21 protein-coding genes and 2 tRNA genes are annotated in these 26,426 nt (G+C 41.6%); 15 read left to right on the top strand and 8 right to left on the bottom strand.

Annotation, left to right across the window (positions count from 1 at the left end; all coding sequences use genetic code 11):
- Nucleotides 1-154 precede the first annotated feature (154 nt).
- Together zwf and pgl are read left to right on the top strand one after the other, a co-directional pair.
- Nucleotides 155-1,723, top strand: a complete 1,569-nt coding sequence (zwf, locus tag QOL44_RS07905; protein ID WP_009059623.1) for a glucose-6-phosphate dehydrogenase — start codon at nucleotides 155-157, stop codon at nucleotides 1,721-1,723.
- Nucleotides 1,724-1,739: 16 nt separating this feature from the next.
- On the top strand, nucleotides 1,740-2,417 hold the full coding sequence (gene pgl / locus QOL44_RS07900; protein WP_009059624.1) for a 6-phosphogluconolactonase: 678 nt from the start codon (nucleotides 1,740-1,742) through the stop codon (nucleotides 2,415-2,417).
- 53 nt (nucleotides 2,418-2,470) lie between these two features.
- Here the strand turns inward: pgl and QOL44_RS07895 are convergent, their stop codons facing one another.
- Entirely contained in the window at nucleotides 2,471-2,719 is a 249-nt protein-coding gene (locus tag QOL44_RS07895) for a hypothetical protein (RefSeq protein ID WP_134373237.1), read from the bottom strand.
- 293 nt (nucleotides 2,720-3,012) lie between these two features.
- On the opposite strand from QOL44_RS07895, the gene QOL44_RS07890 reads away from it, so the two are divergent.
- The 9 genes from QOL44_RS07890 (at nucleotide 3,013) to QOL44_RS07850 (ending at nucleotide 14,026) form a co-directional block, all read left to right on the top strand.
- Nucleotides 3,013-3,144, top strand: coding sequence for a hypothetical protein (locus QOL44_RS07890; protein WP_258042220.1), 132 nt, complete (start codon nucleotides 3,013-3,015; stop codon nucleotides 3,142-3,144).
- A gap of 256 nt (nucleotides 3,145-3,400) precedes the next feature.
- Nucleotides 3,401-3,883, top strand: a complete 483-nt coding sequence (locus tag QOL44_RS07885) for a hypothetical protein (RefSeq protein WP_258042221.1) — start codon at nucleotides 3,401-3,403, stop codon at nucleotides 3,881-3,883.
- Nucleotides 3,884-4,907: 1,024 nt separating this feature from the next.
- Entirely contained in the window at nucleotides 4,908-5,633 is a 726-nt protein-coding gene (locus QOL44_RS07880) for a tetratricopeptide repeat protein (protein ID WP_228343225.1), read from the top strand.
- Between the two features lie 42 nt (nucleotides 5,634-5,675).
- A tRNA-Cys gene (locus QOL44_RS07875) sits at nucleotides 5,676-5,747 on the top strand.
- 89 nt (nucleotides 5,748-5,836) lie between these two features.
- On the top strand, nucleotides 5,837-6,601 hold the full coding sequence (locus QOL44_RS07870) for a hypothetical protein (RefSeq protein ID WP_009059628.1): 765 nt from the start codon (nucleotides 5,837-5,839) through the stop codon (nucleotides 6,599-6,601).
- A gap of 170 nt (nucleotides 6,602-6,771) precedes the next feature.
- Nucleotides 6,772-9,810, top strand: a complete 3,039-nt coding sequence (locus QOL44_RS07865; RefSeq protein ID WP_009059631.1) for a tubulin-like doman-containing protein — start codon at nucleotides 6,772-6,774, stop codon at nucleotides 9,808-9,810.
- Nucleotides 9,811-9,874: 64 nt separating this feature from the next.
- Nucleotides 9,875-11,437, top strand: a complete 1,563-nt coding sequence (locus QOL44_RS07860) for a phosphate ABC transporter substrate-binding/OmpA family protein (protein WP_283401171.1) — start codon at nucleotides 9,875-9,877, stop codon at nucleotides 11,435-11,437.
- A 100-nt stretch (nucleotides 11,438-11,537) separates the two neighbouring features.
- Nucleotides 11,538-13,103 carry a hypothetical protein gene (locus QOL44_RS07855; RefSeq protein WP_009059634.1) on the top strand — a complete coding sequence of 522 codons (1,566 nt, stop codon included), beginning with the start codon at nucleotides 11,538-11,540 and terminating at the stop codon, nucleotides 13,101-13,103.
- 164 nt (nucleotides 13,104-13,267) lie between these two features.
- Nucleotides 13,268-14,026 carry a hypothetical protein gene (locus QOL44_RS07850; protein WP_009059635.1) on the top strand — a complete coding sequence of 253 codons (759 nt, stop codon included), beginning with the start codon at nucleotides 13,268-13,270 and terminating at the stop codon, nucleotides 14,024-14,026.
- Between the two features lie 7 nt (nucleotides 14,027-14,033).
- Here the strand turns inward: QOL44_RS07850 and QOL44_RS07845 are convergent, their stop codons facing one another.
- From QOL44_RS07845 to QOL44_RS07820, 7 genes are all read right to left on the bottom strand, one after another.
- Entirely contained in the window at nucleotides 14,034-14,615 is a 582-nt protein-coding gene (locus QOL44_RS07845; protein WP_009059637.1) for a protoglobin domain-containing protein, read from the bottom strand.
- A gap of 105 nt (nucleotides 14,616-14,720) precedes the next feature.
- Complete coding sequence (locus QOL44_RS07840; protein ID WP_009059638.1) at nucleotides 14,721-16,097, bottom strand: NAD(P)(+) transhydrogenase (Re/Si-specific) subunit beta; 1,377 nt, start codon at nucleotides 16,095-16,097, stop codon at nucleotides 14,721-14,723.
- A 21-nt stretch (nucleotides 16,098-16,118) separates the two neighbouring features.
- Nucleotides 16,119-16,406, bottom strand: coding sequence for an NAD(P) transhydrogenase subunit alpha (locus QOL44_RS07835; protein ID WP_009059640.1), 288 nt, complete (start codon nucleotides 16,404-16,406; stop codon nucleotides 16,119-16,121).
- 26 nt (nucleotides 16,407-16,432) lie between these two features.
- Complete coding sequence (locus QOL44_RS07830; RefSeq protein WP_009059641.1) at nucleotides 16,433-17,578, bottom strand: Re/Si-specific NAD(P)(+) transhydrogenase subunit alpha; 1,146 nt, start codon at nucleotides 17,576-17,578, stop codon at nucleotides 16,433-16,435.
- Nucleotides 17,579-17,831: 253 nt separating this feature from the next.
- Entirely contained in the window at nucleotides 17,832-18,368 is a 537-nt protein-coding gene (locus QOL44_RS07825) for a hypothetical protein (RefSeq protein WP_009059643.1), read from the bottom strand.
- A gap of 490 nt (nucleotides 18,369-18,858) precedes the next feature.
- A complete protein-coding gene (locus QOL44_RS11325; RefSeq protein WP_045086551.1) occupies nucleotides 18,859-19,143 on the bottom strand; it encodes a hypothetical protein in 285 nt (94 codons plus the stop codon).
- A 527-nt stretch (nucleotides 19,144-19,670) separates the two neighbouring features.
- The gene (locus QOL44_RS07820) at nucleotides 19,671-22,277 is read right to left on the bottom strand and encodes a TonB-dependent receptor (protein WP_244229064.1); all 2,607 of its coding nucleotides are present in this window, start codon (nucleotides 22,275-22,277) and stop codon (nucleotides 19,671-19,673) included.
- A gap of 670 nt (nucleotides 22,278-22,947) precedes the next feature.
- Between QOL44_RS07820 and QOL44_RS07815 the strand changes: the two genes are divergently transcribed.
- The 4 genes from QOL44_RS07815 (at nucleotide 22,948) to QOL44_RS07800 (ending at nucleotide 26,287) form a co-directional block, all read left to right on the top strand.
- Nucleotides 22,948-23,018, top strand: a tRNA-Gly gene (locus tag QOL44_RS07815).
- A gap of 74 nt (nucleotides 23,019-23,092) precedes the next feature.
- Complete coding sequence (locus QOL44_RS07810; protein WP_009058329.1) at nucleotides 23,093-24,649, top strand: coiled-coil domain-containing protein; 1,557 nt, start codon at nucleotides 23,093-23,095, stop codon at nucleotides 24,647-24,649.
- A gap of 15 nt (nucleotides 24,650-24,664) precedes the next feature.
- Nucleotides 24,665-25,471, top strand: a complete 807-nt coding sequence (locus tag QOL44_RS07805) for a hypothetical protein (RefSeq protein WP_009058330.1) — start codon at nucleotides 24,665-24,667, stop codon at nucleotides 25,469-25,471.
- 33 nt (nucleotides 25,472-25,504) lie between these two features.
- Nucleotides 25,505-26,287 carry an alpha/beta fold hydrolase gene (locus QOL44_RS07800; protein WP_009058332.1) on the top strand — a complete coding sequence of 261 codons (783 nt, stop codon included), beginning with the start codon at nucleotides 25,505-25,507 and terminating at the stop codon, nucleotides 26,285-26,287.
- Nucleotides 26,288-26,426 lie beyond the last annotated feature (139 nt).

Here is a 26,426-nt window from a genome sequence, read left to right as displayed (position 1 = left end):
GAAATAACTTTTGTTTTCCTCAGATTCACTAAACATCTTTATTATATATAAACCTTAGAATCTTTGTTGTTGAATTGATTTTTTTAACAACCTCTTGTTCAAAAGAGTTTTTACTCTTTTCAAAAGATTGTCTTCCAAAAAGAGGGCTTTTTTTATGCAAAGTTATAAAGCTCATCGGTCGACCACATCTATTTATCCCACAAAAATTGATCCAACAGCGGTTGTTATTTTTGGAGCTACCGGTGATTTAACCCAAAGAAAGATTATTCCTGCTTTTTATCACCTTCGTAAGCATGGGCGGTTACCCGATCATTTCGTCATTGTTGGCTTTGCGCGTAGACCGTATGGAGAAAAAGAATTTAGGGCGCTTTTAAAACAATCCCTCGAGGATTATTCTCATACGCATCCTATAGATCCAGAGATTTGGCAATGGCTCGAGGAAAGAATCTTTTATTTGCAAGGGGATTTAGCAAATTCTGAAGATTATGTGAAACTTGCCCATCTCCTCAACTCTTTGCCTGAATCCAAATATTATAAGGATAATCATCTTTTTTACTTAGCAACTGCTCCAAAATATTTTCCTATTGTTTCGGAAAATTTGGCAAAAGCTGGCTTAAATCCCCAGCCTGGAATCTCTGGACAAAGACGGCTAATTGTAGAAAAGCCTTTTGGTATAGATTTAAAATCGGCCAGAGAGCTAAATTCCATTCTGCAAAAATATTTTCCTGAAAAAAGTATTTTTAGAATAGATCATTATCTGGGTAAAGAAACAGTTCAAAATCTCCTTTATTTTAGGTTTGGTAATTCGATATTTGAGCCTCTTTGGGACAGAAAATATATCGATCATGTACAAATTACTGTTGCTGAGACGCAAACCATTGGGAGTCGCGGAGAATACTATGATGCAACTGGAGCTTCACGGGATATGCTACAAAACCATTTAATGCAGCTTTTCAGTCTGATTGCCATGGAGCCACCAGCTTCTCTTGAAGCTGAGTCAATTAGGGATGAAAAAGTGAAAGTTTTAAAGTCAGTGCCTATCCCATCTTCCGAAGAATGGCTGCACAATAGCGTCCGTGCTCAGTATGGACCTGGGATTTTAGGAGGGAAAACAATTAAAGCCTATAGGGAAGAAGATAAGGTCTCTAAGAATTCTCTTACAGAAACCTATGTGTGTGTGAAACTTGAGATCGATAACTGGAGGTGGAGTGGTGTCCCTTTTTATTTAAGAACTGGAAAGGCGTTGGCTAAACAGTTCAGCGAAATTTGTATCGTTTTCAATCGACCTCCCTGCGTCCTGTTTGCAAACAGCACCAAAAAAGTGGCAAGAAACTGGTTGAAAATTCGTATTCAACCCAACGAAGGGATTCATCTTCTTTTTAATACCAAAGTACCCAATCTACCTGCTCTGCAGGAGGCAAAAATGGATTTTTATTACAGGAGATATGGAGATCATTATTTCCCAGAAGCCTATGAAAGATTACTGTTGGATGCCCTGAATGGAGAATCAACCCTTTTTACCCGATCGGATGAAGTAGAGTATGCGTGGAGAGTTATCGATGCTTTAAGAAATGCATGGAGTGAGGAAGAAGTTGATTCTATTCCTCTTTATGCTCCAGGCTCTATGGGACCTGTCGAAGCAGATGAATTGTTGCGAAGGGACGGCCGCTATTGGGGACCTCCTCCAAAGGAAGAAGAAGAAATACAGGAAGCGGAAAGTTGAATGGTATGAAAAAACTATGAATCGGATGGATGTGATCTCTTTTGAAAGATTAGAAGAGTGGCTTGTGTATCTTACTTTATCTTTTAAAGAAATAGTAAAAACTTCATTATCTCATAAACCAATATGTCATGTGGCTTTATCAGGAGGTAGTACGCCAGTTCCTTTTTATGAGCGGTTGTGCACAGAAGCATTACCCTGGGAAAAGATCTGCTTTTGGCTTGGTGATGAGCGCTGGGTTCCAAGCGAAGATCCTCAGAGTAATGAAGGAATGATTCGCAGAACTTTGGGGGCTACGAATAAGGAATTCCAATTTTATGGCTGGCATCTCTCTGAAGAGCCTTCTCAAGCAGCAGCACTCTATGAAAAAATGCTGCTTGAGAAGGTAGGAAATCCTCCCGTTTTTGACTTGATCCTATTGGGCATTGGGGAAGATGGTCATACCGCCTCTCTTTTCCCTGATTCTAAGGCTTTAGAAGAAAAAGAACACTATACCGCTCTTTCGCTTCAGCCTTCTAGCGGACAAATCCGACTTACCTTTACTTTTCCTTTAATAAATATGGCACATCAGATCTGGTTTTTGGTGTCTGGTAATAAAAAACAACCAATCATTGAAAAGGTACTGTCTGCGTCTCCTGAAATTCCTGCTGGAAAGGTCATAGCCAAAAACAAAAAGTTAATTTGGCTTAAGGCTTAGCAGCCAATCCAGCTCTTCTCTTCACGGTTGGTTCGGCAACTTACTTTCTTTTCCTATCGCCACAGAGTAGAAAGTAAAGAATAGTTATTGCTATTGCGTTGCCAGTCTAGCAATAAATAGGCATAGCGAACATCTATTCGCTCAAGAAGTTTGGCGTGCTGATCGGTCAGAGCCTCAGCAGGCAGCAGGGCAAGGCGGCGAGAAGGGGTGCTACCTCCCCAAACGGACTCCGACAAACTGGCGGCATTACCCCCACGAGGACTATCTGTGGAGGATTGACCAAAAGGCGATGAGAGCGTCAAACAAGCGCCTACACAAAAGTTTCCATCCCCGGGCAGAAGGGGGGGATCTGCAAAATCAGTGGGAAGCGCTAAAAAGGTTTTGCCTGACCCAAAGCAAGAGGGGGGGTAAACGGCTGGGGGATTGCAAGCAGCGGACTAAACTACAAGAGAAAGAATTTCCTCTCCTCTGATGGAGGGGTGGTACAGGGTGAGCCCTTCGATGGTCATGGTGGCTCGCACGGGCCGGCTGGCCCGGTTCGGTTTCGGATGGCCCCTAGAAGTTGTGCTAGTCTCATGGAATCAAAATCCCCGTCATGAACGGGCAAATCCCTCTCTTTGCAGGAAAAGATGACCAAGGAGCTCCTTTCGATCCTTCCCTGCTTTCTCAAGCCCTCTTTACGGGTTGCGCAAAAGAAAAGACAAGAGGTCACGGTGAAAGCCGATAAGGCAGGATAAGACGATGCGTCGAACGATTCAGATGGAGGGCCTGCTGCTAAAATAGAAAAAGCGCCAGATGCTAGAGGACCTTGGCCTACGCTACGCAGCCGAGAAGGAGCGGTTTCTTGTCTATTATTCTGACTTGGACCATTTCGCGGAAAGCTTCTCACGAACGCAAAGAGCGTGATCGGATAACATCATCTGGATGTAAAAGCCTAAGCGGGTAGTCAGCAAGAATGTGGAAGGTAGCCCTCCAGGATGCCTATGAAACAATCAAAAATGGTTGTAGCTTTGATGGTAAGGATTGGGTCAAAAATCTATAAGAAAGAAAAATGGACAGAAGAAGAAAAGCGATGGGCTTTCTGGGTATTAAATTCTCCGCAGCGGATCGCTTGTGTGTTAGGAAAAAGAAAGCCGCCCGCTTCTACATTTCACCTCACAAAAGAGAGGCAAGAAGCCATCCTTTTCAGGTTACGAAAGGACTTACAAAAGGTAATCGGCAGGCTGCTAAGAGTGAGGGAAGCTAGATCTATTCTGTATGATGAAGAAATGTATCGGACTTTTGAAGAGAAGGGTGGGCAGTATGTCGCGCTCGTGAGTCTTGAACGAGATAAAGGGATTGTCATTCTACTAGCAGGCAATCTGAAGATTCGGAGAATGAAAGGAAAAGGAGGCGGTCATTCCCTACGCAGCGCCACGAAAAGTTCCGAAGCGGTTAGAAGGAAAAGCGGTCGGGATAGAGGCTAGACTTTCTGAAGTTTTGACAGAGGACCACGGAAAGAAATAGGGGAGAGGGTTTGGGGAGTAAAGCAAGACGCAGCTGCAAGCACAACCTGGAGAAGAGAAAGCAATGGGGTCGTTTACACAAGGTACAAACAGGAATAGAGGGGTGGATAAACACAAACTTGCGAAAACTTTTCAAGCTACGAAGTCTTGCGGTCATTGTGTCTTTGAGGATCTACCTATATATGGGAAAGTGCCAAGCAAAGAACTTACTAGGCGTAGTATACAAATGCGCAAGCTAGGCGCTTCAAGAGCGAATCAATTTTCTGGCGCTTGCGGGAGTTTCTCCTTGAGAGCAGGTTAATCCAGCCTATAACTCTCTGGTTCTGTCCCCAGTGTGGGTGTAGGTCCATCCAAAGAACTGCAGGGAGGGAGAAGTTTGTATGCCGGCATGATGGGCATGTGAGCTATAGGGACAGGGTTGGCGCATACAACCGCAGAGGAAAGATCGGAGACCGGGAGATATGCCTGTGGATGCTGCAGAGCCGGCTGCATGCGATCCTTCCTGTGAGGTTTACTCGTAAGAGCGGGAAACCGCTCCATTGGAATCCCGAGGAGGGGGACTGTCCCGAGGTGGATGGCTCTAGGCACTGGGGAGGTGTCATCTTTGATTGTTAAGATGACCTGCTAATTCTATTCCGCTTCCCCGGAGAACGAAACGGTCTTAGAATCCCAGAGCCTCCCAGTCCAAAACGAAGACGAAAAGAACGGACTTGGGTCAGGCGTAAGCAAGTCCCGAGTATGTTTTTAGGAACAGTAGAATATTTGCGCAGTCTTCAATCAGGCAGATTGAGTCATCTGGTCGTATGGAAGTGGTTTTCTTGAAAAGCAAGGGAATTGGCTACAAGTTTTTTTGATTTTGGCACTCTATTTTTAGTGAATTTGAAAAAGGAGATTGAATAGTTGAATAGCATATCGCATACATATAGCTTCGGAATAATATAAAAAGTTTTAATTATTCTTTTTATCTATCTTTGTGAGCAGAGGATTGAACAATAAAAAAAGACCAATTAGACTTTTTAGGATAAAAAGGGAAGAGCTTTTATACGTTTTTTGGGCAGCTACCACTATTTTTATTTTTTGGGGAGGAGCCTGGGGATGGAGTGAGGTGTTGGAAAATCAAAAAGAAAAGGATAGGGTTTTTTTTCAAGCTTATCAGGATGCTCTGGTGGCCTTTAAGAGGCTCAAGTTGGAGGAAGCGCAAAAAGCCATTTCTAGGGCTATGGAATTAAGGCCAAATGATCCACGTGCTATCGTTTTAGCTGCCCGGATCTATTTAAAGCAGAAGGATTATGAAAGGGCAGAAAAAGAATTGTACAAGGTTTTCAAAATACAACCAGACTATGGTCCCGCCTATCAATATTTAGGAGAGGTTTTTTTTGCAAAAAAAGATTTCAAAGAAGCATTATATCGGTTCGAACAAGCAGCATTACATGATCCTATGAACAAAGAGATTCTTTTGAAAAGGATCTATTGTGAAATTGGATTAGGAAGGCTTTTAGGTGCAGAGAATTTACTTTCTGAATTAAGTGCTTTTGATGAAGCTTCTCCTGGCTATTATTTTGCTAGGGCTGCTCTGTGTCGGGTTCAAAAAAAATATGCGGATGAAAAAAATTTTCTTGATACTGCTCGCATCATATATGGTAACGATGCTTTTAGTCAGTATCTTGCTGACTATGAATCCTTGTTTGCCAAAAAACAAACATTGAATTAATTTGTTGGCTGAATCAACGGATGATATAAAGAGAGGAGTAAGGGCGGGGTAGCCAAGTGGTAAGGCCGGGCTCTGCAAAAGCCCTATGCGTGGGTTCGATTCCCACCCCCGCCTCATATTATAGAATGCCATAGGAAAGGGGGGGGCTTATCTCCTGATAGTGGTGTAGCCTTAAGCAAAGAGTTTTATATTTAGTATATATTATGGTTTATTTGAAGATATTCTTTTGGCTTCTTTCTGCTTCTTTTTCTTATATGCTTAAAAAAGAGCTTCCTCTTTTTTTTCATTCCTTGACAATTGGAGCGTTGTTAGGGGCGGTGTGCTGGATAATTGCCAGTACCTATACTCTCCTTTGGAATAAGAAATTTAGGGCCAATCCGATCCATCATCTATTTTGTGGCTTAGCGGCCGTTGCAACGACTCTTTTTGTGATCTGCTTTTTTTCTTTGAAATATTCTAAGGAGGTTGGCAAACTGATTGTTTTTAATTGGGCGGCCAAAATTTTAAAGGATTCTCGTTGGGAAGATTGGACTTTAGCTCAATCTTATGAGGCTGTTCGAGTCAGTGGAAGAGAAAAGTTTCTTCCTCCTCCCCAAGCTCAATTCGTTCCACTGGTAGATCCATATTCCAGAGCGATTGTGGCCAATATCTATGCAAGGAATGCAGCATACGATTTCTCAAAAAATCATCCCGCGCTTTCTTTGATTATTCACCCAGATGTTTCTGTGCCCAGCCGAGCTCTACTCCAAGACATGAACGCTTTTTTCCAAAGTAGCCCTCAAGTGTATCCTGTGGATAGGGCTCTCAAAATCGTTACCTACTATCTCATTTCGATTCTCGATTCTCAAATGGGAAGGCTTGTTGTTTTATCTCGGTCAATCCTTGCGCTGCTGTTTGTTGTCTTTCAGCTTATCCCATTTTGCTTGATTGGATGGGCAGCTTATCAGGACATTCGAGTCAGGACATAGTTTTTTTAGCAGCCAAAAAAAATACAAGTTCTGTGTTTACAAATGTGGTTATTTTAACACAATACAGTAAGACAGAAAGGATCTTTGCTTTTTTGTAAGGGAAAGGTCGCATCGGTTTTGAAGCTATTAAAAACATCTCGATCTTTGGGGAGAAGGATTGAACCTAAACAATGAATGCAAATCATCTCATTATCGGTTTGGGGGGAACGGGAGGAAAAATTATACGAGCTTTCCGAAAGACCATCTTTCAAGAATTCAGGAAAATCGATCCTCCCAATGTCCGGCTCTCTTACCTTTATGTCGATTCAAGCGATGAACTGATGCGTCTTGATGATCCTAGTTGGAAAGTTCTTGGACAGAGTGTTCAAATTCCACCAACCAGTCAACTTTTAATAAAATCTTCTAATTTGGCTTCAATCCTTGAGGACCTGCCGAGTTATCCTGGCATTCAGCCTTGGATTGGAGACAAAACCATTTGGAGAGACATCCTCAATAGTATTATTGGGGATGCCATCGGAGGGCAGAAAAGGAGGCTTGGAAGATTTCTTTTTGCCAGTCATGCTGACGAATTTTGTCGCAGACTTACCCATCTTGTAAACGAAATTCAAAAAGGTGGCCAACAGGATGTTACTTTTCATGTTTGTTGTGGCTTGGCGGGTGGAACAGGCAGTGGGATACTGATTGATTGTGTTAGTCAAATAAGGAAAAACTATCCCGATACACTTCAATACCGAATTATCCTTTATACGTTATTGCCCGAAGAGCATCCGAAACCTAACTGGAATACAGGAAATTATCATGCCAATGGCTATGCCGCTTTGCTTGAACTCAATGCTTTGAGTATCGGTAAGTTTTATCCCTGTGACATTGCCGGGGATGGAAGAAAATTAGAAGAACTCAAAACGCCTTTCAATGGGTGTTATGTTTTTACCAATTTTAACGAAAACGGACTGGCCGTGGATATCTCAGAAGATATACCTAATATTCTAGCTGATTTTCTTTACCAAAAAATTGTGACAGTCAGAAACATTAACTGGGAATCGCTCGGACGGGCTGAGAATGCAGAAAATGGGGACGGAAATCCTGAAACGCTGCCCGGTTCGAATGATCCTGTTCGTTCGAAAAGATTTTTAACTTTTGGTGTCAAAAGGCTTTCTGTCCCTGAATCGGAAATTTCTGAGTACATTGCCTTCCAATTTGCTCGACAAGCGGCTTTGCAGCTTCGCTATAACAACTGGTCTGAGACTGATGGCTTTTTATCCGATCCACGTAATCTGGATATGGTGAGCTATGTGAGTAGCCCCGAACAGCTTGAGCGATGGATGCTCAGCGACGAACACTTCATCTTGTCTTCTCCGATTCTTGAATCGGATGGGGTAGGCTCAAAATGGCAGCCTGTGAGCCGGTATTGGATGAATGTGACGACTAATTTAAAAGAATATGTGCAGGGAAAGGAAACAGCGGACAAATGGTTGGATCGATTGAAAAACTTGTTGGATACAAGGTTTCAAGAGCAATACAGAGGACAAGGAGTTAAAGCTTTTTATGAGACAGTAAGTCAATCAACTAGAGAAAGGGCCAGAGAAATAAGGCAAAAATTGGAGCGTGAGCTTTTTTCAGATTGGATTAATGGAACAAAATCCGCTCACGAAATCAGCTCTCTTCTTGGAGCTTTAATTCCTCATTTAAAAGCTCGATTCGATCGTATAGAAGAAGAAATCACCAAACTAAAACCACAGGAAGAGGAATTGGCCAAAAAATTGTCGGAACAACAAAAAGAGTGGGCCAAAGTGGGTGTAATTTCGGATATGTTTGGGAAAAGGAGAAGGCTTTTTGATGCGGCTTCTACTGTATTGCAAGATCTTTATACGGTGAGGACAAAAATAGAAGGTTGGCAATTTGCCAAGAAATTCCTGCCTGTGATTATTGAAGAAATCGTTTTATTAAAGGCCGATGTGGATAAGGCCGCATCGATGATTGCTGAATCCATTAAAGCATTTGAAGATCAAATAGCTGTTCGTTGTTCAGATCAGGGGGCAATGATCGATTTAAGAAAACAGGTGATCCGTTTTTACGATCCGGAGCTTGTTAAAAATGTTACAAAAAGATTGATTAAAGATCAAAAAGAAGCAACTACCCAAACACAAAGAGTCAGAACGGCTATTGCTGAGAAGCTTGGAGAAAAACTCGATTTTAAAACTCTAAATGAAAGGATCTCTAAGACCGTGTTTCTCGATACTCTAGAAAGACAATGCATGGAAAATGCAAAGATTGCGCATAACAATTTAGTGCAGACCGAAAGTGATCGGCTTATTGGAGTAAGTATTATAGAAAAATTAAAAGAGAGGTATGCAGATAGGCAATCACTTCGACTCTACTTAGACAATGTTGTTAAGGCTGCAGGCAATTATCTTATCTTTAATTCGGATGAGAAAAGAAGAGTTGGACAAGGCATTAATCCTACCGCACAAATAGCTGTATCAAATTTTACAGTTATCCTTCCAAAAGCTCCCGAAATGGAAGATTACATCAAAGTTCTCAAGGAAGTCTTTTTTGAATGTATTCGCAATCCAAGCAAAGAGTTTATTGAAAATGATACTCGGCTCAATGAAATCATCCTTGTGAGCATTACGAACCTTTTCCCTCTGCGCATTGTCCAGCATATGTCTTTTCTGAAGTCCAAATATTTAGAAAGAATTAATGGATCTGATTCGAAAAGAGCCCGTATGGAGTTGCATATTGAAGGGGATGGCCAAACCCTTCCTTCGCTTTTTGTTCCTACTCGAACAGAATTGGAAGAAAGGTTAGCTCCCGTTCTTCTTTTAGGAATGGTCCTGAAGGAAAAAGAGGAAGATGGTACTGAAAGAGAAATGCTTCAAAAAATTGAGACTGAAACTGGGGCGATCCAGTTAGGCTTTATGCAAAAAGATGAATATGGGTTTGATCAACCTGTCTATCTTGGAGGAGACAATTTTTCTGAAGCCCTTTCCAATATCAGAGAAGAAGCAGGGATACTTTTGGAGCAGAAGGTTGAGGCATTGCTTAAAAGCCCAGAGATGAAGCTAGAGCCAAAAAGAAAAGAAATCGAATCTGAGATTGTCAAAAAAGTCAACAATTTGAGAGCAACAATAAAGCCAACTGATCTAAAATCAAGAAGATTGGCTGATTGGGGAAAACTGGCGATAAAAAAGGTTCGTGGCGAACTATGATCTCCCTGTGATCCTATTTTTTCATTTCGATGACAAGAAAAGGGATTTGCGATAATTTTGGAAATTGTCCTTCAAGGCTGACCAACATGTAGTCATTGAGATTGAATCAGATAAAGAATTTGTTTGTCCTGATTGTGGTAACCGCCTCATTCCTCTTGAGGAATGGCAATCAAGGAAGAAAAGACGTTTGCTTTTGCCATTTCCCTTTATTTTATTGGGATTGGTGGGAGTAATACTTGCCGGGTTAGTTTTTTCTTTCTTCAAAAACTCTTCTGCTGTAAAGAAGAAAGCTGGCCTTACTTCTTCTTTGCAGCCAAAGCTTCTTTTTAGCATCATCACTGAAGATTGTCTAGCTCGGAGTCTTGTTCGGCCATTGGTTTTGGGATTTTTACATGAGGACCTTAAGGGACAGGAGATCGGTTGGAGAGAAAGAAATCCTCAATCGACTGAGCTTTCTTTTGTCCTGCCAGATAAAACGCAAGCCATTATTAATATTCTAACTCAAAAGACAACCGATGGATTTGTCCATTTGATATCGGCAAAAGATGAATTGTTAATTTCCTGTCGGAAAATTCAAGCTGAGGAATTGAAAAGATTTCCTTTTGATATGACTGCTCCAGACCATGAAATCGTTATTGGTCAGAGTGCTCTTACCGTTATGGTTAATAATCAGAATCCTCTCAATTCCTTAAGCCTAGAACAATTAGAGAAGATCTTTTCCGGCAATATTACGCATTGGAAGGAATTAAATCTACCTTACCAAGGGGAAATTATTCTCTTTGTCCCTGATCAACGCTCATCCTGTAGCAATCAAACTCTTTCCAGTTTTTTTCGGCACATGCCTATTGATAGGACTCGTGTCAAAACAATAGGGATCGAAGAAATGAAAAAAGCGGTTTCGGATAATCCAACAAGCTTAGGTATTGCAGATTATCCATCTGTTTCACAACCTTTTGGAGCTAATGAAAATGTAAAGATCCTTTCTTTGTTTATGAAAGGAGCCGAGGCTTTCAAACCAAACCGCTTTACCATTGGCACAGAAGAGTATCCATTAGCCTTTAGATTGTACTTGTATGTCACTGATAAAAATAGTTCATGGATACAAAAATTCATTCATTATGTTTTATCCACTCAAGGTCAAAAGTGTGTTTCATCCATGGGTTTTGTCGGCAGTGGCATAGAAGAAGCAAACAGCGGATCGATTCCTACAACAGGAGCCGATGAGGGGAATCTCATTCCTCTTAATGCTTCGGAAAGATATAAAAGTTTGGTAACGGGAGCCAAAAGAGTGCCTTTTGACATTCGGTTTCGTTTTGGTAGCAAGGAATTAGATAACAAAGGGATTGTCGACATCAAAAGACTTGCACAATTTCTTTCGGAACCAGCCAATAAAGACAAGGGAGTGCTGTTGATTGGTTTTACAGACAACGTTGGAAACCACACCTATAATCTAGGGCTTTCCTTTGAAAGGGCTCAGAGCGTTGCCAATGCGTTGAAGAAAGAGGGAATAATAGTGGTAAGTGTTGCTGGAGCAGGAGAGGAAATGCCAGTTGCTTCGAACGATACGGAAGCAGGAAGGGAAAAAAACAGACGGGTAGAAGTTTGGCTTTGTGCTAAAAAGTACTGAAGCTTAGTAAAATATTAAAGAAAAAAGTATGGTTTAGTGGGAATATTTTTAGTGACTTTTGTTAAATTTTCAAATACAATAAAACAAGATAATTTCCTTTATGAGATTTGATTTGAAAAAGGAAAAGATTTCTAAGGACTTGGGCAAAAACGGATTGATAGAAGACAGAGAGGGAGAAGATCCTTTTGTCGAAAAGAAGACAGCTCCGAAGGCAAGAACTACAGGGATAAGAAAAGGCAAATGCATTAATTTTGGGGAATGTGAGGAAGCAGGAAAAATCACTGAAGTTCCTGAGGGAGTAGAATTTGTTTGTAAGAGTTGTAAAAAGCCTCTTGAAGAGGTAACACGATATGTATCTAGAAGTTCTAGTTCTTTGTTCCCATTGATCGGTGGCATTGGACTCGTTATTGTCGCCATTTTGATTCTTCTTTTTGTTATTCCTTTATTTAATGGAATGATAAATGGTCCAAAGGGAATTTTTAAAGTTTTGGAGTCTAAACCATCGTTAGTTCAGGCAGAAGAAGCTATTAAATCCCAAATTCCTAAGGGATTTACTTTTGTTGATATTAAAGAAAAGAGCGCTGTTAAAGATCAGAATGGCCAGTGGAATTTGAATTATGAGGTTACGGTTCAACCCCAGCTTACTTTCTTTTGGGTACCTGTTGGACCTGTGCTTCCCGGAAAAGAAAGATTGGAAGGTGTTCCTAAAGATCTTCAACCTTGGGCAAAATCTCATATTAAAGATCTTCTCTTTACCTTGGATCAAGAACCCGGTATGGTCTATTATCAGGACCAGAAACGAACTGCTTTTGAGGCTAATCAGCCTATTACCCTTGACTGGAAGCTAAAAGCGATAAAACAAGCTGATGGTGGATGGAAATTTTTGAATGAAGATAACAAGTTTCCTTGGGCGGCGGTGCCAGAACAAACTATTCCAGGAACACAAAAAACGGTCCTCTATTCAGCTTATGATCTGGCTACAGCCCTAAGTCAAGAAGACAATCAATGGACAGATCTAGCCAATCGGCTTAAAGAAATTGACAAGCAAGTGGCTCAAGTCTATGCGGAGGCAAAATCCGAGATTTCTAGTCCTGGCCGAAAACCTAAGTATTTGCAGCCTGGAACTGGTGGACCCACGACTGCTGCTGAAGGGGCGGGGATAGGGGCTGCGGGAGGAGCGCTTATTGGAGGACTTGCTGGAGGAGGAGCTGGAGCCGGATGGGGAGCTCTGGGAGGACTAATTCTTGGTGGGTTAGGAGGAGGATATTATTCGTATGAGAAGGAGAAAAGAGCTTGGCGTGCAAGAGTGGCAGCCCATAACGCAGCACTCCGAAGAGCTGCTGCAAAAGCAAGAGAAGAAAAAGAAAGATTATTAGAGCAATATTCACAAGAACTAAGACAAATGGCAGAGAACAGGAGATTAGCATTATCGGGGGCTAGTCCAATATTCAATCCGTCTTCACAATCCCCTCAAACTCCAGCTCCTTATATGCCTACCGCTTCTTCTCAACCTCTTCCGCCTCCTCCATTTCCATCCAATCCGCCAGCATCTTCTCCTTCCTATCCTCAAATTCCTGGATCTTTTCCTCCTGCAGAAGGGTATGGGCCTCCTCCTGGTGCTCCTCCTTTGCCTCCTCCATCTTCCTCTCCTCCACCATTTCCTTGATGGAGGCTTCTAGTATTCGGTGTCCTTTTGGAAGCCTAAGGTCGTTTCTTTTTAGCCCATTGTCCTAGAGAAAAGAGACAGGTCAGTTGGAAAGAAATAAAAATGTTTAAGAGCTGATGTGTCTAAACTTTTTATAATTTCATGGATTAATCCCAGATGCGTTCATGATCAAAGATGGATTGAATTTGTTAAGGGAAGCCTTTTTTTTGTTTCTTTATCAAAGACCTCTTTATTTTTGGTTAACCTTGCTGTTTTCTTTTTTCCTTGCTGGTTTCTGCTGGTGGCTCGCCAGTCACTATACACAACTGTGGAATCGGACATTCAAAGTCAAATTGGTCCATCATTTCTTTTGTGGTATAGCCTCTTTAATGACTTTTATTTTTGTGAGCACATTTTTCTGTCTAGGATTTACAAAAACCGCTGGAAGGGATCAGATAAACAGATGGGGTTATGAATTGGTTAGGAATGAGGAATGGGAAAATCGCACTTTTGAGCAAGCGAGAAGGGCTGTCTGGAACTTAGGAATTGAACCAGCCTATGAATGGACAAATCCTCATATTATTCCGACCACAACCTATCAAAGCCGGTTAACTGTTGCGACAATTTATGTTTCTAATGCCACAAAAAGCTTCCTTTCTATGCACCCCTTTTTAGGAAAGATCCTTGATTTAAATATCACAAAAGCTGAGACTCTCGCAAAGAAAGATATGGATGCGTATTTTGCTCTTGGAGGAACAACCTATGATGATCGTAGGGCTATTGGATTAATTTCTTCCTATTTGATATGGTCATTGGATCAACAAACTCCAAGACTTTCCTTTCTTTTTAGAGTACTTCTTGTTGTTCTTTTCCTTTTTACACAATCTATTCCCTTTACTCTTATTGGTATCGCTGCGTATAGGGATATTAAAATTCAAACGTGAGTTCCAATTAGCTCAGGTTCTTCGGGTCAATGTCCGCTACCTCTATGGCTACCAGTCTATCGAGAAGGGCAAACTCGGTGCCAGTTGATTGGGCTAATGCAACGATATAATTATGGAGATAGCTTTCGGCAATAAGGGACTCAACTGTAATGGCTAGCCTATGCCAAGAATCCATCGCCTCGAATGTGTCTTGGAGAGAGTAATTCATGGAGAACTCTTTTTGGAGGGTAAGCAGAATCCATCCCCAAATGGAGATCATCATGGGATTTTTGACCTTCCTTTTGATATGAATGACTCCAACTGCGGCCTGCCAAGACCAGTAGTTTATATCAAAAGGTCCAGTAATAGTTCTTTGCCACCAGCGCTGAAGATCGGGCTCTCGCAAAGGTCTTTCATCCGGCTTAAAAATGCTTTGAGTTGTTGGATAGCCAAACAATATATCGTAAAAACCTTTGACGAATTTTTCAGAAAGTTTTTCATGAAAAGGTTTAAATTTTTGAAAAACGGCTTCGTCATGAGCATTGAATCTTAGAGAGGTGGGGATCATGTCGATGATTGTTTGGGTCAATTCTTTAATATTTGTTTTCATAGGAAGCAGAAGGATGTAAGAAGAATAGGAAAAGAGAAGGGAGGCGATCAAGGAAAAAGATTAAGAAAAAACTAAAGATATCCTATTCAAAAAGAAAAGCCTGATTTAATTGGAATTAATGGAGATTACCAGCTCATTGAGTACCTTTTTCGCATCTCCAAAGAGCATGATCGTCTTTGGCGAATAAAAGAGATCATTATCAATACCTGCAAATCCTGTGGACATGCTGCGTTTGATGAAAAGAATCTGTTTGGCCTTATCGACATCCAATATGGGCATGCCGTATAAAGGGGAACCTGGATTTTTCCTAGCGGCTGGGTTGGTAATATCATTGGCTCCAACAACCAAAACGATGTCTGTTTCAGGAAAAAGGGGATTAATCTCTTCCATTTCAACGAGTTTATCGTAGGGTACATCAGCTTCTGCTAGCAACACATTCATATGTCCTGGCATTCTACCAGCCACAGGATGAATAGCAAATTTTACTTCGATATTTCTATTCTCTAGAACATCTGTTAGTTCTTTTACCACATGCTGAGCTTGAGCCGCAGCCATACCATATCCAGGCACTACCACAACTTTTTTAGCTGCTTCAAATAAAATGGAGGCTTCTCTAGGGGATAGGCTTTTAACGATTTTACCATCTCTTGATGGATCAGCTACTTCAAGGATCTGCCCGACTCCTCCAAAAAGAACGTTAGTAAAGGAACGGTTCATTGCTTTACACATCTGAATGGAAAGGATCAGTCCAGAACTTCCATCTAGTGCTCCAGCAATGATCAGTAGCTTATTGTTGAGCAAAAAGCCCATGAATGAAGAAGAAAGACCCGCATAAGCGTTAAGAATGGAGATAACCGTTGGCATGTCAGCTCCGCCAATCGGCAAGACTAAAAGAATGCCAAAGAGCAAAGAAAGGCATACGATAAAACCGAAAAGAAAAGGATGACTGCCTCCTTTAATGACTAAATAGGCGATTAAAAATAAGCTGAAAACAAAAACAGAAAGACTTACTAAATTTCTCCCTGGATAAAGAATAGGTCTAGTTGGAATGATTTCTTGAAGTTTACCGAAAGCCAGAAGACTACCGGTAAAAGTTAAAAAGCCTAAAAGTACTTCGACGCATAAAACAATAAGTTGAGGCATGGAAAGATTGGCTCCGTGCAGAAAATATTCAGCACTTCCTACGATGCCTGCCGCTAAAGCACCGAAGGCGTGAGATAGAGCAGTTCGTTGCGGCACGGCTGTCATTGGCATCAGCATAGCCATTGGCGTACCTATAGATGCCCCAATGACTATACCAATGGCGATCCAGAGAAAACTGTGAATTTCTGGTTTTAGAAGTGTGGCCAAAATAGCCAGAGCCATACCTGCTGTTCCCGCCCAATTGCCCCATCTGGACGTTTTGACTTCACTCATCCATTTTAAGGAAAGAATGAAGAGAGAAGCTGAAGCAATATAGACAAATTGAATGATGTTCTCCATAGAGTCGTACTTCCCCAGAAATTATTTACTTTTCCTGAACATTTTCAATATTCTATCGGTAATTAAAAAGCCTCCGACCGCGTTAATGGAGGAGGCGATGATGGCAATGGTACCAAGGACAATGACCCATGTTTTATCTCCCTCTCCTGTAAGGGCTAAAGAACCAACCAGAGAGATTGAAGAGATAGCATTTGTCAAGGACATTAGAGGGGTATGTAATAAGCGTGAAACGTTTCTAATTAATTCTAGTCCTAAAAAGGATGCTAAGACAAAGACATACAGATTAGTAATCCAATCACTTAGTGTCATGGTGAACCTCCTAGAAAATGGAAAGTTTAAGAAAGTTGTTGGTTTAAAGCATTAAGAACTTTTTCATTGATAATTTTCCCCTCTTGAATAACCAACGTCTTCTGGATGATTTCATCTTCCCAATGAATAGATAATTTATTTTCTTTAAAGAAAAGGGAAAGAAAGGATTGGATATTTTTCGAATAAAATAAACTGGCTTGCGGGGCCATAGTCGAAGCTATGTTTAGTGGCCCATGGATAATCACATGATTTTGGACAACAGTTTTTCCAGGTACTGTCAATTCACAGTTGCCACCCTGTTCTGCAGCCAGATCCACAATGACTGAACCAGGTTTCATCATTTCTACTGCTTCTTTTGCAATAAGCTTTGGAGCTTTAACACCTGGAACAAGAGCGGTGGTGATAACGATGTCTGCTTTTTTACATTGTTCGATAATGAGTTGGCGTTGTTTTGAATAAAATTCTTCAGATTGAGCTTTTGCATAACCGGATCGGTCCTCAACGTCCTGGGCGGTTATTGGTAAATTGACAAATTTAGCACCCAGACTTTCAACCTGTTCTTTTGCTACTGGTCTAATATCATAGGCTTCAACGAGTGCTCCTAAACGCCTAGCCGTAGCGATAGCTTGCAAACCAGCAACCCCTGCACCAATGACGAATACTTTGCAGGGGGGAATGGTGCCTGCGGGTGTGGTAAGCATGGGTAGAAATTTAGGAAGGGTATTGGCTGCCATGATTAAAGCCTTGTATCCAGAAACAGTACTTTGAGAACTCAGAGGATCCATAGATTGAGCCCTACTAATTCTTGGAATAAGATCTAGGGAAAAAACGGTGAGCTTTTGGGCTGCAAGCTCTTTGACTAAGTCTAGATTTAATAGGGGATAGAGGAGGGAAATGAGCATAGAGTTTTCAACAAAATGGGCTATGTCTTCCTTTCTTGGAGGATGAATAAGACAAACAATGTGAGCGTTTTTCAGGACTTCGTGAGCCGTAGGTAAAATTTTTGCTCCTTTATCTTCGTACATCTCATCGAAGTAACCCGCATTGATACCAGCCCCAGATTCGACGCAAACTTGCAGTCCATATTTCACAAGGGAAGGTAATACCTCTGGGACGATGGCAACTCGATTTTCGCCCGGGATCTTTTCTTTGAGAACACCAAGAGTAGCCATACTTTTTATTCCATACCTAAAAGAAAGAATAGGAAACTATTCTTTTGTCGACAAGAAATCAAGAAGCTTTTACTTAATTTTCTCTTCATGCTATGACGCCGCTTTTCTTTTTTGCCTTCAGTTAACTAATGAAAAATGCAATTTATAGTATCTCCAGAATACATCTTGTTTCAAAATAAAAGAAAAAACTATTTGGTATAAAAAAAGAGGGTAGTTTTCTTAGGGTAATAAAAGGGATGAAAAAAAACTATCATTAAGGTAGCTTTGGTTTTTCTTTGTTAGAAAGAAAATGGAGTTGCTCAATAGCATGGTTTAAGTCCCATTCTGTATTTTTTCCGTAATTATGTCGGCAAAAATACATACATCGTAATATGACCACCTGTCTCATGAGATCTCGTATGGCGATGAGTTTGCTGCGCCATCTCTCCAAACTTTGTTTTGAGAGGGCACTGTTTAAATCAATGGAATGATTTTCCTTTATCTGAAATTGCCCGAACCCATAGACTTCTTCTGTATCTAATGTTGAAGGAGGGTGAAAGAGGGGTTTATAATGTTGTCCATCGTCAACAAGATGGGCTATCCAGGATACGGAAACGATAGGGGGTCTTTTTTTTTCGATAAATTCAATGTTTAAAATAATCAATTTTTCGCCAGCTTCTGGATAAAGATCCTTAGTAAGGATAGCTGCAATTTTTTGCTTGATCTCTTCTTGGTTTGAAAGGCTAAAAAGGCTATTAACAGGAAGAATTAAAAACAAAGCATAAATCCACAACTGCTTTATTCTATACATAATACAATATATTCAGGAACCATTTAAAATCTATTTCAGATTACGAGTTCTTCTCAGAAATTGACCTCCTCCCCCGCCTAAAGGCAGAGGATCTTTCCTGCTACCAGGGGTCTTATTCTAGCTCGTGTACGGGGCCGGTACGGCCCACAGCCAACCCGCCCAACCAATGGAGCTTGTAGCCCAAAAACCTTAGAAACATAACACTCCCTTGTTCCAGGATCGATTTGTTCAACCCACTCTTCGCCTACCCGTTCTTCCCTGGATTCTCCCTTGTCTCCTTGCTGACCGGCTCATCTTCTCGATCGACAAATCCTCCACCAACCCCATCGCGTGGGTTTTGCTGATGTCCGTGGAAGTCTTATACAGAAAATCCCAACGGACATTCACGATAGACACCTGAAGAGGCTGAAGGCTAGCCTTCTGTATCTGCTAGTTGTGCAAGAACCCTTTCTTCTGCGACAGCTTCCGTATTTCCCAAGCCAGTTGCTTTTCACGCCGCTGGAACCGTGCTGGGGGGGAACTTGTCAAACACCGCCTGGATTGCCTGATCCAAGAACTTGAGCGTCCATTGTAAAGGGAACGCAGGGGCGTTGTATAAACAACCATATTCCTCACTGTGTCTCCAGAGTGTCAGAAGCCAGGCATGCTCGTAATACGAGAGCAAAAGGTAGTCGGCCTCCAGCTGCTTTTGCAAGGCCAGCGCTTTGTTCCAGACCCACCGCACCCCTCCCCGGTAACGGGGGAGACGCAGGTCTGGTTCGGTGATAGGTTCCAAACGGAATCGAAATGCCTAGAGAATTTTCAATTACTTTTAGTCTTTACTAGGTTTATGACAAAGTCAAACGAAAGCCCTACAGCTCGACACATTGCGTATATAACCTTCATGTGCATTTGGTCTTTGTTACTAAATATCAGCACGGAGGGTCCCCCCAAAGAGATTTTGAAAGACCTGTGCCAGTTTATAGACTCTGTCTATAAAGATTTTGGATCCGAATGGTTGGAAGTTGATGGAGAAGATAACCACACGGGCTCCTTTTGGTGATCTATCCACCCAAAGTGGCTATAGACATGGTGATGAACAGTCTAAAAGGGGGGCCAGCCGCCTGATTCGAAAGAAATACTTTAGGCAAATTCGCCGAAAGCTCTTAGGTGGACCTCTTTGGTTCCCCAGGTTATTTCACCAGGAGCAGTGGGAGCGGCTCCGCTGTCCTTTATCAGACAGTATGTCGAGGGGCAGAGAACACCGGAATGACGCGCCTTATCCTCTTCCTTCAGGAAGAGGTTTGCGGCGAGTTTTTCAGATCAAAATTTAAAGACAACTGTGCTTTGGATCCAAAAAGGCATTCCAGGCACGATGTCTTCGAAATTAAAAGTACGGGTGCCATTTGCCCCCATGCCAAAGGCAAGCCAATAGGGTTCATTGGTAAAGTTATAAAAATAGAGTCTTGCTTCCCACCGAGGACCTGCATAGAACAAGGTTGCATTCAGAATAAATTGGGTGGGGATATGCGTCGTGTAGTTGTATCCAAGGAACTGTTCACTCATTAGCAAAGCTCCCATGGTTATTCCTACTCCACTATCATGCCTGTAGGTAATAAGCCCACTGAAAATTTGATCTGGAAAACCCAGAAAGTTATAGATTCCCATCGGATACATTTGATTGTTATTGAGTGGCAATTGTTGTTGCAAGGCAAGAGCTGTTGAATAGGTTTGGTACATCGGTGGGCCGTGGCCGATAGTGGTCCAGTCTTCTGTGCCATGCATATAGGCGTAGCCTAATTTAGCCCAAAAATGACGATTGGGTTGGTAGTTTAGACTTGTCTCAAATCCATTGACTGTTGAGGGGGTTGCTGGTCCCGTGCGGTTATTAAGATAGGTGTATTGAGAAAAAGCATCGAGAGTAGCAAAAAAAGAGTGGTGCAGAAGATCGATCTTAAATCCTCCTTCGTAAAGCTCATTTGTTAAACGGAATTGTGAGGACTCGAAAAACGGAGAAAACCCACCCATATCCGCTGCATTGACCACATAACCCCAGTTGAAATCAAAATAGGCACTTAGCCATGGAAAAATTTTGTAGACTGTACCGATATCGACAAGGGGAGTCAGTTGGGTGGTAGAAAGTTGGCGGAAGAGAATAGGGGGAGTCCCTGGTGGGGTTTGAGCAGAAACAAAATAACTGGTAGCCCGTGCTCCAAGAATGACCGAAAATCTATCTGAAATATTTATATTATCTAAGAAAAAAGGGGAGACTGCCCCATAATGGCAATCGGTACTCCCAGCTGCTAAATTGGCTGGTTCAAAATAATATCCTTGAGGAGCACCAGGGATAGGCCACTCCCCGCCAAAAGGAGCTTTAGGATTTCCGATTCTTGCTTGAAAATATTTGGAGAGTTCTGCATTCCAAAGCAGGGGGTTCTGGTTTATAAGGCTGTAGCTATTAAGAACAATGAAGGAATCGGAATTGTAATCTAGATTTTTTTGGTAATGCAATTCGACTCCTGTGTCGATTGTATGAGAAAAAAGGAGACTACCAAGAGCAGGGTAGCGATGAGTGGTGGTGGTATTGTTAATATCTGGTGGGGGTGTTTCAAAATTCAGTCTGCATTCTGTTCTGTTGTCTATTTCATAGTCCCCTCGGCAGGATTCATCATAAAAGAGAGGATGCAGGATCCATTGATCGTTGTGGTACCAAAAAAAGGTGTTGTTGAGGACTTGAAAATTTTCATTGAGGGTGAACTTCTGGATGACTTGGGTTAACCCAGTCGTTCCATACCCCCCATCTGTTGGATTGAGCAGGACATTTCTTCGACTGATCCCTTGAGGAGCTCCAAGGTAGGAGGAAGCTGGCGGATTATTAATAACTCCAGTGTTTGCAAGGGTTGGAGAAAGGGCTCCAGGTAAATAAAGACCGTTATCGATTAGTGCTTGAGTTGGTCTATTGATCATACCCCACATCGGCGTGAAGTCGTATGAGCCGAAGTCCGAGTAGAGATCGATCGAGTAAGACTCCGAAGGATGATAGCCAAGGGCAAAATAAAAGTTTTGCTGATCATTCCTTTGATACTGATAATAGCTTCCGTTTTCTTGTCCCATGTAACTGAATCGGTAGGCCAATTTTTTTTCTTTGTCTATTGGTCCACCTATATCGGCTCCCCACATGTATTCTTCATACATCCCAATCGTATCCCAAACATAACCATGGAATGTGTCGAAATAGGGCTGTTTTGTAATATAATTGATATATCCACCAGAGACTTGAGTGGCTCCAAATACAGCATTGGATGGCCCTTCGACAATATCCATCGATTCGACCATGTTGTAGTTCCAAGGAATGTTTTGTTCAGAATTGTTATTCAAGGTTTCCTCGATGCCATTAATCAGGGTCAGTCCATTACGACCTCGTATCGTAGGAGCGCTGGCAATACCATAGTTAATCTGAGTCAAAGCCGCAGGCACAAGATAAGCAGTGGAAAGAGGGTCCAAGTAGCCAAATTGACCAATGCCTGCTGATTGAGCCAATCCATGAGAAATAGGAGTGACATTACGAGGAATATCGATAACGTCTAGGGGGATAGCATAGACAGAGGTGTTCGATTTTGCATTAGGCAACATACTTTCGGTGGCTCCAACGCCAACGACGGTTAGTTCCGGTAGGACATAGGAACTAGAACTGGCATTATCCGTGCTGAGATTGGACGGGGGCTGTGTTTTTTTTGCCTCTTTTGGAATTAACTTCTCTCTTTCTCTAGTAGTAGTCGAGTAAGGTGGCTGAGAAGAAGTGGTTCCATCCTCTGCAAGGCTACTGTCTGAGAAAAAAAAGCTCCCCAAAAAGACCAGAATCATAATTAATAAAGATGGTGAATACATTGGACTTTTGCTCCTATTTTCTTTGGTTAGAAAGAGTTTCATAAAAATTTTTTTAATTGATTGTGAAATAGAAAAAGTTGGAAATGTAAACTATAAATAACATTTGTTTTGTATAAAATAAGCAATGGCTATGCCAACTTGTTTGTCGAGCACACAGGATGGTTAGATGAGCTACAGATATTGAGCTTTTTTATAAACGGCACGAGAATACCCATCTCCTTTAGGGGATTGGGATGAGAGCGCTAAACTAGATATTGACTGAATACAACAAAAAGTTAATCTAATACTAAGTCCGCATCGTGTGCTTCATCATAAGATCTGATGTCCTGATGCGGCCATTACTAATTAGTGATGCCCTGAGATATGGGGTTTTAAATATTAAACGTATCTACAACCCAGTTTTGGAAAAGAGACAGACCACCGGAATGAATAGCTGGCGGTCGGGAAGTAGTAGTAGCCCGGACACGGGCCAACGTTGTCTAGCTGAAGCACGGCCTCAAGCGCCGCCGGTTCGCCGGCGGGTTCCCTACGGGAACCGTCCATAAGCCCTGCGTACTAGCTAGAAACTCACCCGCTTTAGCGGGTTAAGAGAGTCACTGAATTTTTTGGTAAAAAAGATCGTCTTAGAATAGAAAGAAATAATCTCTTAAACGGTTTTGACAGAAGTCCAAGCTTTTGGCAAACTTAATAGGAGGTTGCTATCGCTGGGACTGCGGGTGTAGTTCAATGGTAGAACACGGGCTTCCCAAGCCTGAAGCGAGGGTTCGATTCCCTTCACCCGCTCTTAATTTTTCTGTTTTATCGTTATTGTCATGAGGGCATGAGAGTTTTATCTTTATTTATATCCTTCCGTGGTTATGAATGGATTCAAAAAGAAAAGACTCTATTTTATCCTACTATTTTTTTTATCAATTTTTTTATTCCCTGCCTTTAAATCTATTGCTTCGACCGGAGATCAAGACCATAAGCTAGTTCCTCAAGACTTGTTTCTAGACATTTATGTGACGATTCAAGAAGGAGATAGGAGTTTTGAAAAGCAAGATTTTAGAATGGCTCTTGAGAAATATAAACAGGCTGAAAGCAAGCTCCTTGACTTAAGAAAAACCAATCCCAAATGGGAGCCTAGGTTAGTGGATTATCGATTAAAGTATGTCCAGGAAAAGGCATCAGAGGTGCAGAACAGACTAGCCGGGTTGCCTGTTTCCACAAGTCCTTCTTCTGCACTTGAAGAATCCCCTGAAAGTAAAGCGTTGGAAAACAGGTTAGCTGAAATAGAAGCAAAACTAGCAAAGCTAGAACAGTCGAAATCTCTCCCTGCCTCTGAATCGGAGCAGAATAGAGAGGCCCAAGAATTGCAAAATCTTTTCCAAAATTTGCAGAAAGAACTCATTCAAGTTAAAATGGCAAGAAAAAAGCAGATGGAAGCTCAAGAAGAAAAAATCAATGTTCTTTCTTCGCAGGTAGCTTCTCTACAGAAAGAGCTAGCAGTTGCTAAATCTCAAAATCGGAATGAGACCGAAGTTCTAAACCTGCAAAAAAAACTGAGCGTCCTGGAAGAAGAACTTAAAAAAGCAAATGCCCTCAAACCTACTCCAAAGCAGGTTGAAAGTGAGGTGGCAAAGATGAAGGAGCTATCCGAAAAGGTGAAATCCTTGGAATCTGCGCTCCAACGAACAAAAGAAGAACAACTGCGAATTACTCAAAATAATATTGAACAGAGTGCCAAAGCTAATCAGATTGTTCTTTTGGAGCAAAGGGTTCAGAAACTGGAAGGAGAATTGGCTCAGGCAAGAGAGGAACAATATCGGTTGACGCAACTGAATCCCGCTCTCATTGATTACCAACAGCTGAATAATTTAAAAGAACACATGCAGAAAATCGAAGAACAGATGGCTGAACTTTCTAAGAAAGGAGAACTCAAAAGACTCCAGACCAGAACTACGGAAAATGCTACAGAAATGGAAGCATTGAAAAGTCGGGTTAATAAACTTGAAGCAGAACTTGCTCAAAGTCGTAAGCGGGAAGAACAATTATTAAGCTCAGTTTCCAATCAAAATGTAACACTTCAAAAAAGAGTTAAAGAATTAGAGCAGGAGCTAGCCAAAGAAAGAGGCAAAATGCTGACCCAAAGTAGTCCATCTCTTGGACTAGACCATCAAAACCGAGCTGTCTCAACTGTTCCACCCGCTAGCCAATCTGTTGAACAACCTCAAGCTTTTTCTTCCACCCCTCAAGAAAAGCAATTGGCGAAAAATCAAAAAGAGTCCTATGGGCAACAAAAAAATGAGCTTCCAAGCGCTTCTTCTCAGAAACATGTCCAAAAGAAAAGATCTCGCCACAGCCGTAGTGCCGAAGAGGAGCTTGTGCATTCATGGAGAAAAGTTAAAAGAGAGTTCTTTTCTCTTTTTAGATAAAATATAGATGCAATAATGGCTCTCTGGGTTCGTTTCTTTTTGTTGTGGTGCTTTGCTACTGTTCTTTTGTTTGGTAAATTGATCTGCTTGGATGCAAAAGAAAAGGTATCGGTAAGAACTTGCTGTCAAGTGCCGCTTCCCTTAGGGTCCTGGCATAAAGATATTCCAACCACGACATTTTGGATAGGGACAGACATTACCAAGTGGAGCCCCAAGGGAATTTTTAGAAGTTCATGGGATGAGCATTGGATTAGGAACTATGGAGGAGAAGATAGTCCGGAAGCTAGAGCTGGATTGCTACCCGGGACACATGCGGCAACCCTCAATCCCTTCTATGTAGCCCTCCCTTTTAACGATATTGCTTATCCCGTTATTGCTAGGAAATGGATGCCCTGGTTCGATCCTTCAGTACCTAAGGGAGTATCTCAATGTAAAGGTCATTGGGTAGAAATTAAAAATAAGTGGGGGAAAGAAGCCTATGCCCAGTGGATGGATGTGGGCCCCTATGTGGCAGATGATTACTGTTATGTCTTTGGTGCATGCAGGCCAAAATCAAAATCGGGTTTAGATGTTTCTCCCGCAGTCAAGGAATACCTTGGCTTGAATGGATCCGATAAAGTCAGCTGGCGCTTCGTCGATGAAAAAGAAGTACCTCAAGGACCATGGTTAAAGTATCTTGAGGAAGCAATTCTCTATTCGGCCATAAAAAAAAGAGAAATGGAACGGAGAGCTAATAAAAGTGAGCAAAAAAGGAAAGGTAAAAATCAGAGCAACCGTAAAAAACAATCCCAAAGGGAAAGAAGTAGTCCATTAAAAGAATGAATCGGCCCTCTTATTACCAAGGCATTGTAGAAGATGAAGCTATTTTATAGACAAGTAGGTTTGGGTGGCCCCAACGTATTTTTATTCCACGGCTTATATGGGAACAGTTTAAATTGGGCTTCCATCGCTCAATCATTAAGCAAATTTTATCAAGTCTTTTCTTTTGACTTAAGGAACCATGGTCATTCCCCAAGTTCTTCTTTCATGGATTATTTCCTAATGGCAGAGGATATTCGTCAAACGGCTGAACCAATGGAGCTTTTTCCTGTTCATCTCATTGGTCATTCGTTGGGAGGAAAGCTGGCTATGGTTTTTGCTTTATCTTTTCCACAATGGGTCAGCAGTCTTGTTGTAGTGGACATAGCACCAGTAGATTATGGGAAAGAAGCCGTGGAGGAGCACTTTAAAATGCTGGAAGCCATGAGAAGTTTGCCACTCGCAGATTTAAAAAAAAGAAAAGAAGCTGAAGTGCTTTTGTTAAAAACGATCAACAATAAAACCTTAGTACAATTCCTTTTGACAAATCTTATATATCAATCGGAACGGTACGTCTGGAGAATAAACCTAGAGGGGATTAGAGCATCGATTGAAAAACTCAATGCATTCCCTGCTCTCCACGCTTGTTTTCCTGGCAGGACTCTTTTCATTGCTGGAGAAAGATCGAATTATCTTGAAGCATCTTCCATCCACCAACTCTCCTTCTATTTTCCCAAGGCTACTCTTGTAAAAATAAGGGATGCGGGTCATTGGGTACATTTTGAAAAGCCAAAAGAATTTCTAGAAGTGTTGATTCCTTTTCTTAAAGAAAGAAAATAGGGAATAGTATTTAAAAATTTTGGCTGTTGTATCTCATAGCACTTTGTGGTTGTATAAAAGTTCTCTATTGTTTATAGCTTATAGTCGCATCGTATACAGAAAAGGAATGGAGAAGGTTTTTTGAATTCCTGCCGTTGTT

The organism is Candidatus Methylacidiphilum fumarolicum (assembly GCF_949774925.1).
In the GTDB taxonomy this organism is placed as follows: domain Bacteria; phylum Verrucomicrobiota; class Verrucomicrobiia; order Methylacidiphilales; family Methylacidiphilaceae; genus Methylacidiphilum; species Methylacidiphilum fumarolicum.
This window is presented reverse-complemented; position numbering and strand designations above follow the sequence as displayed.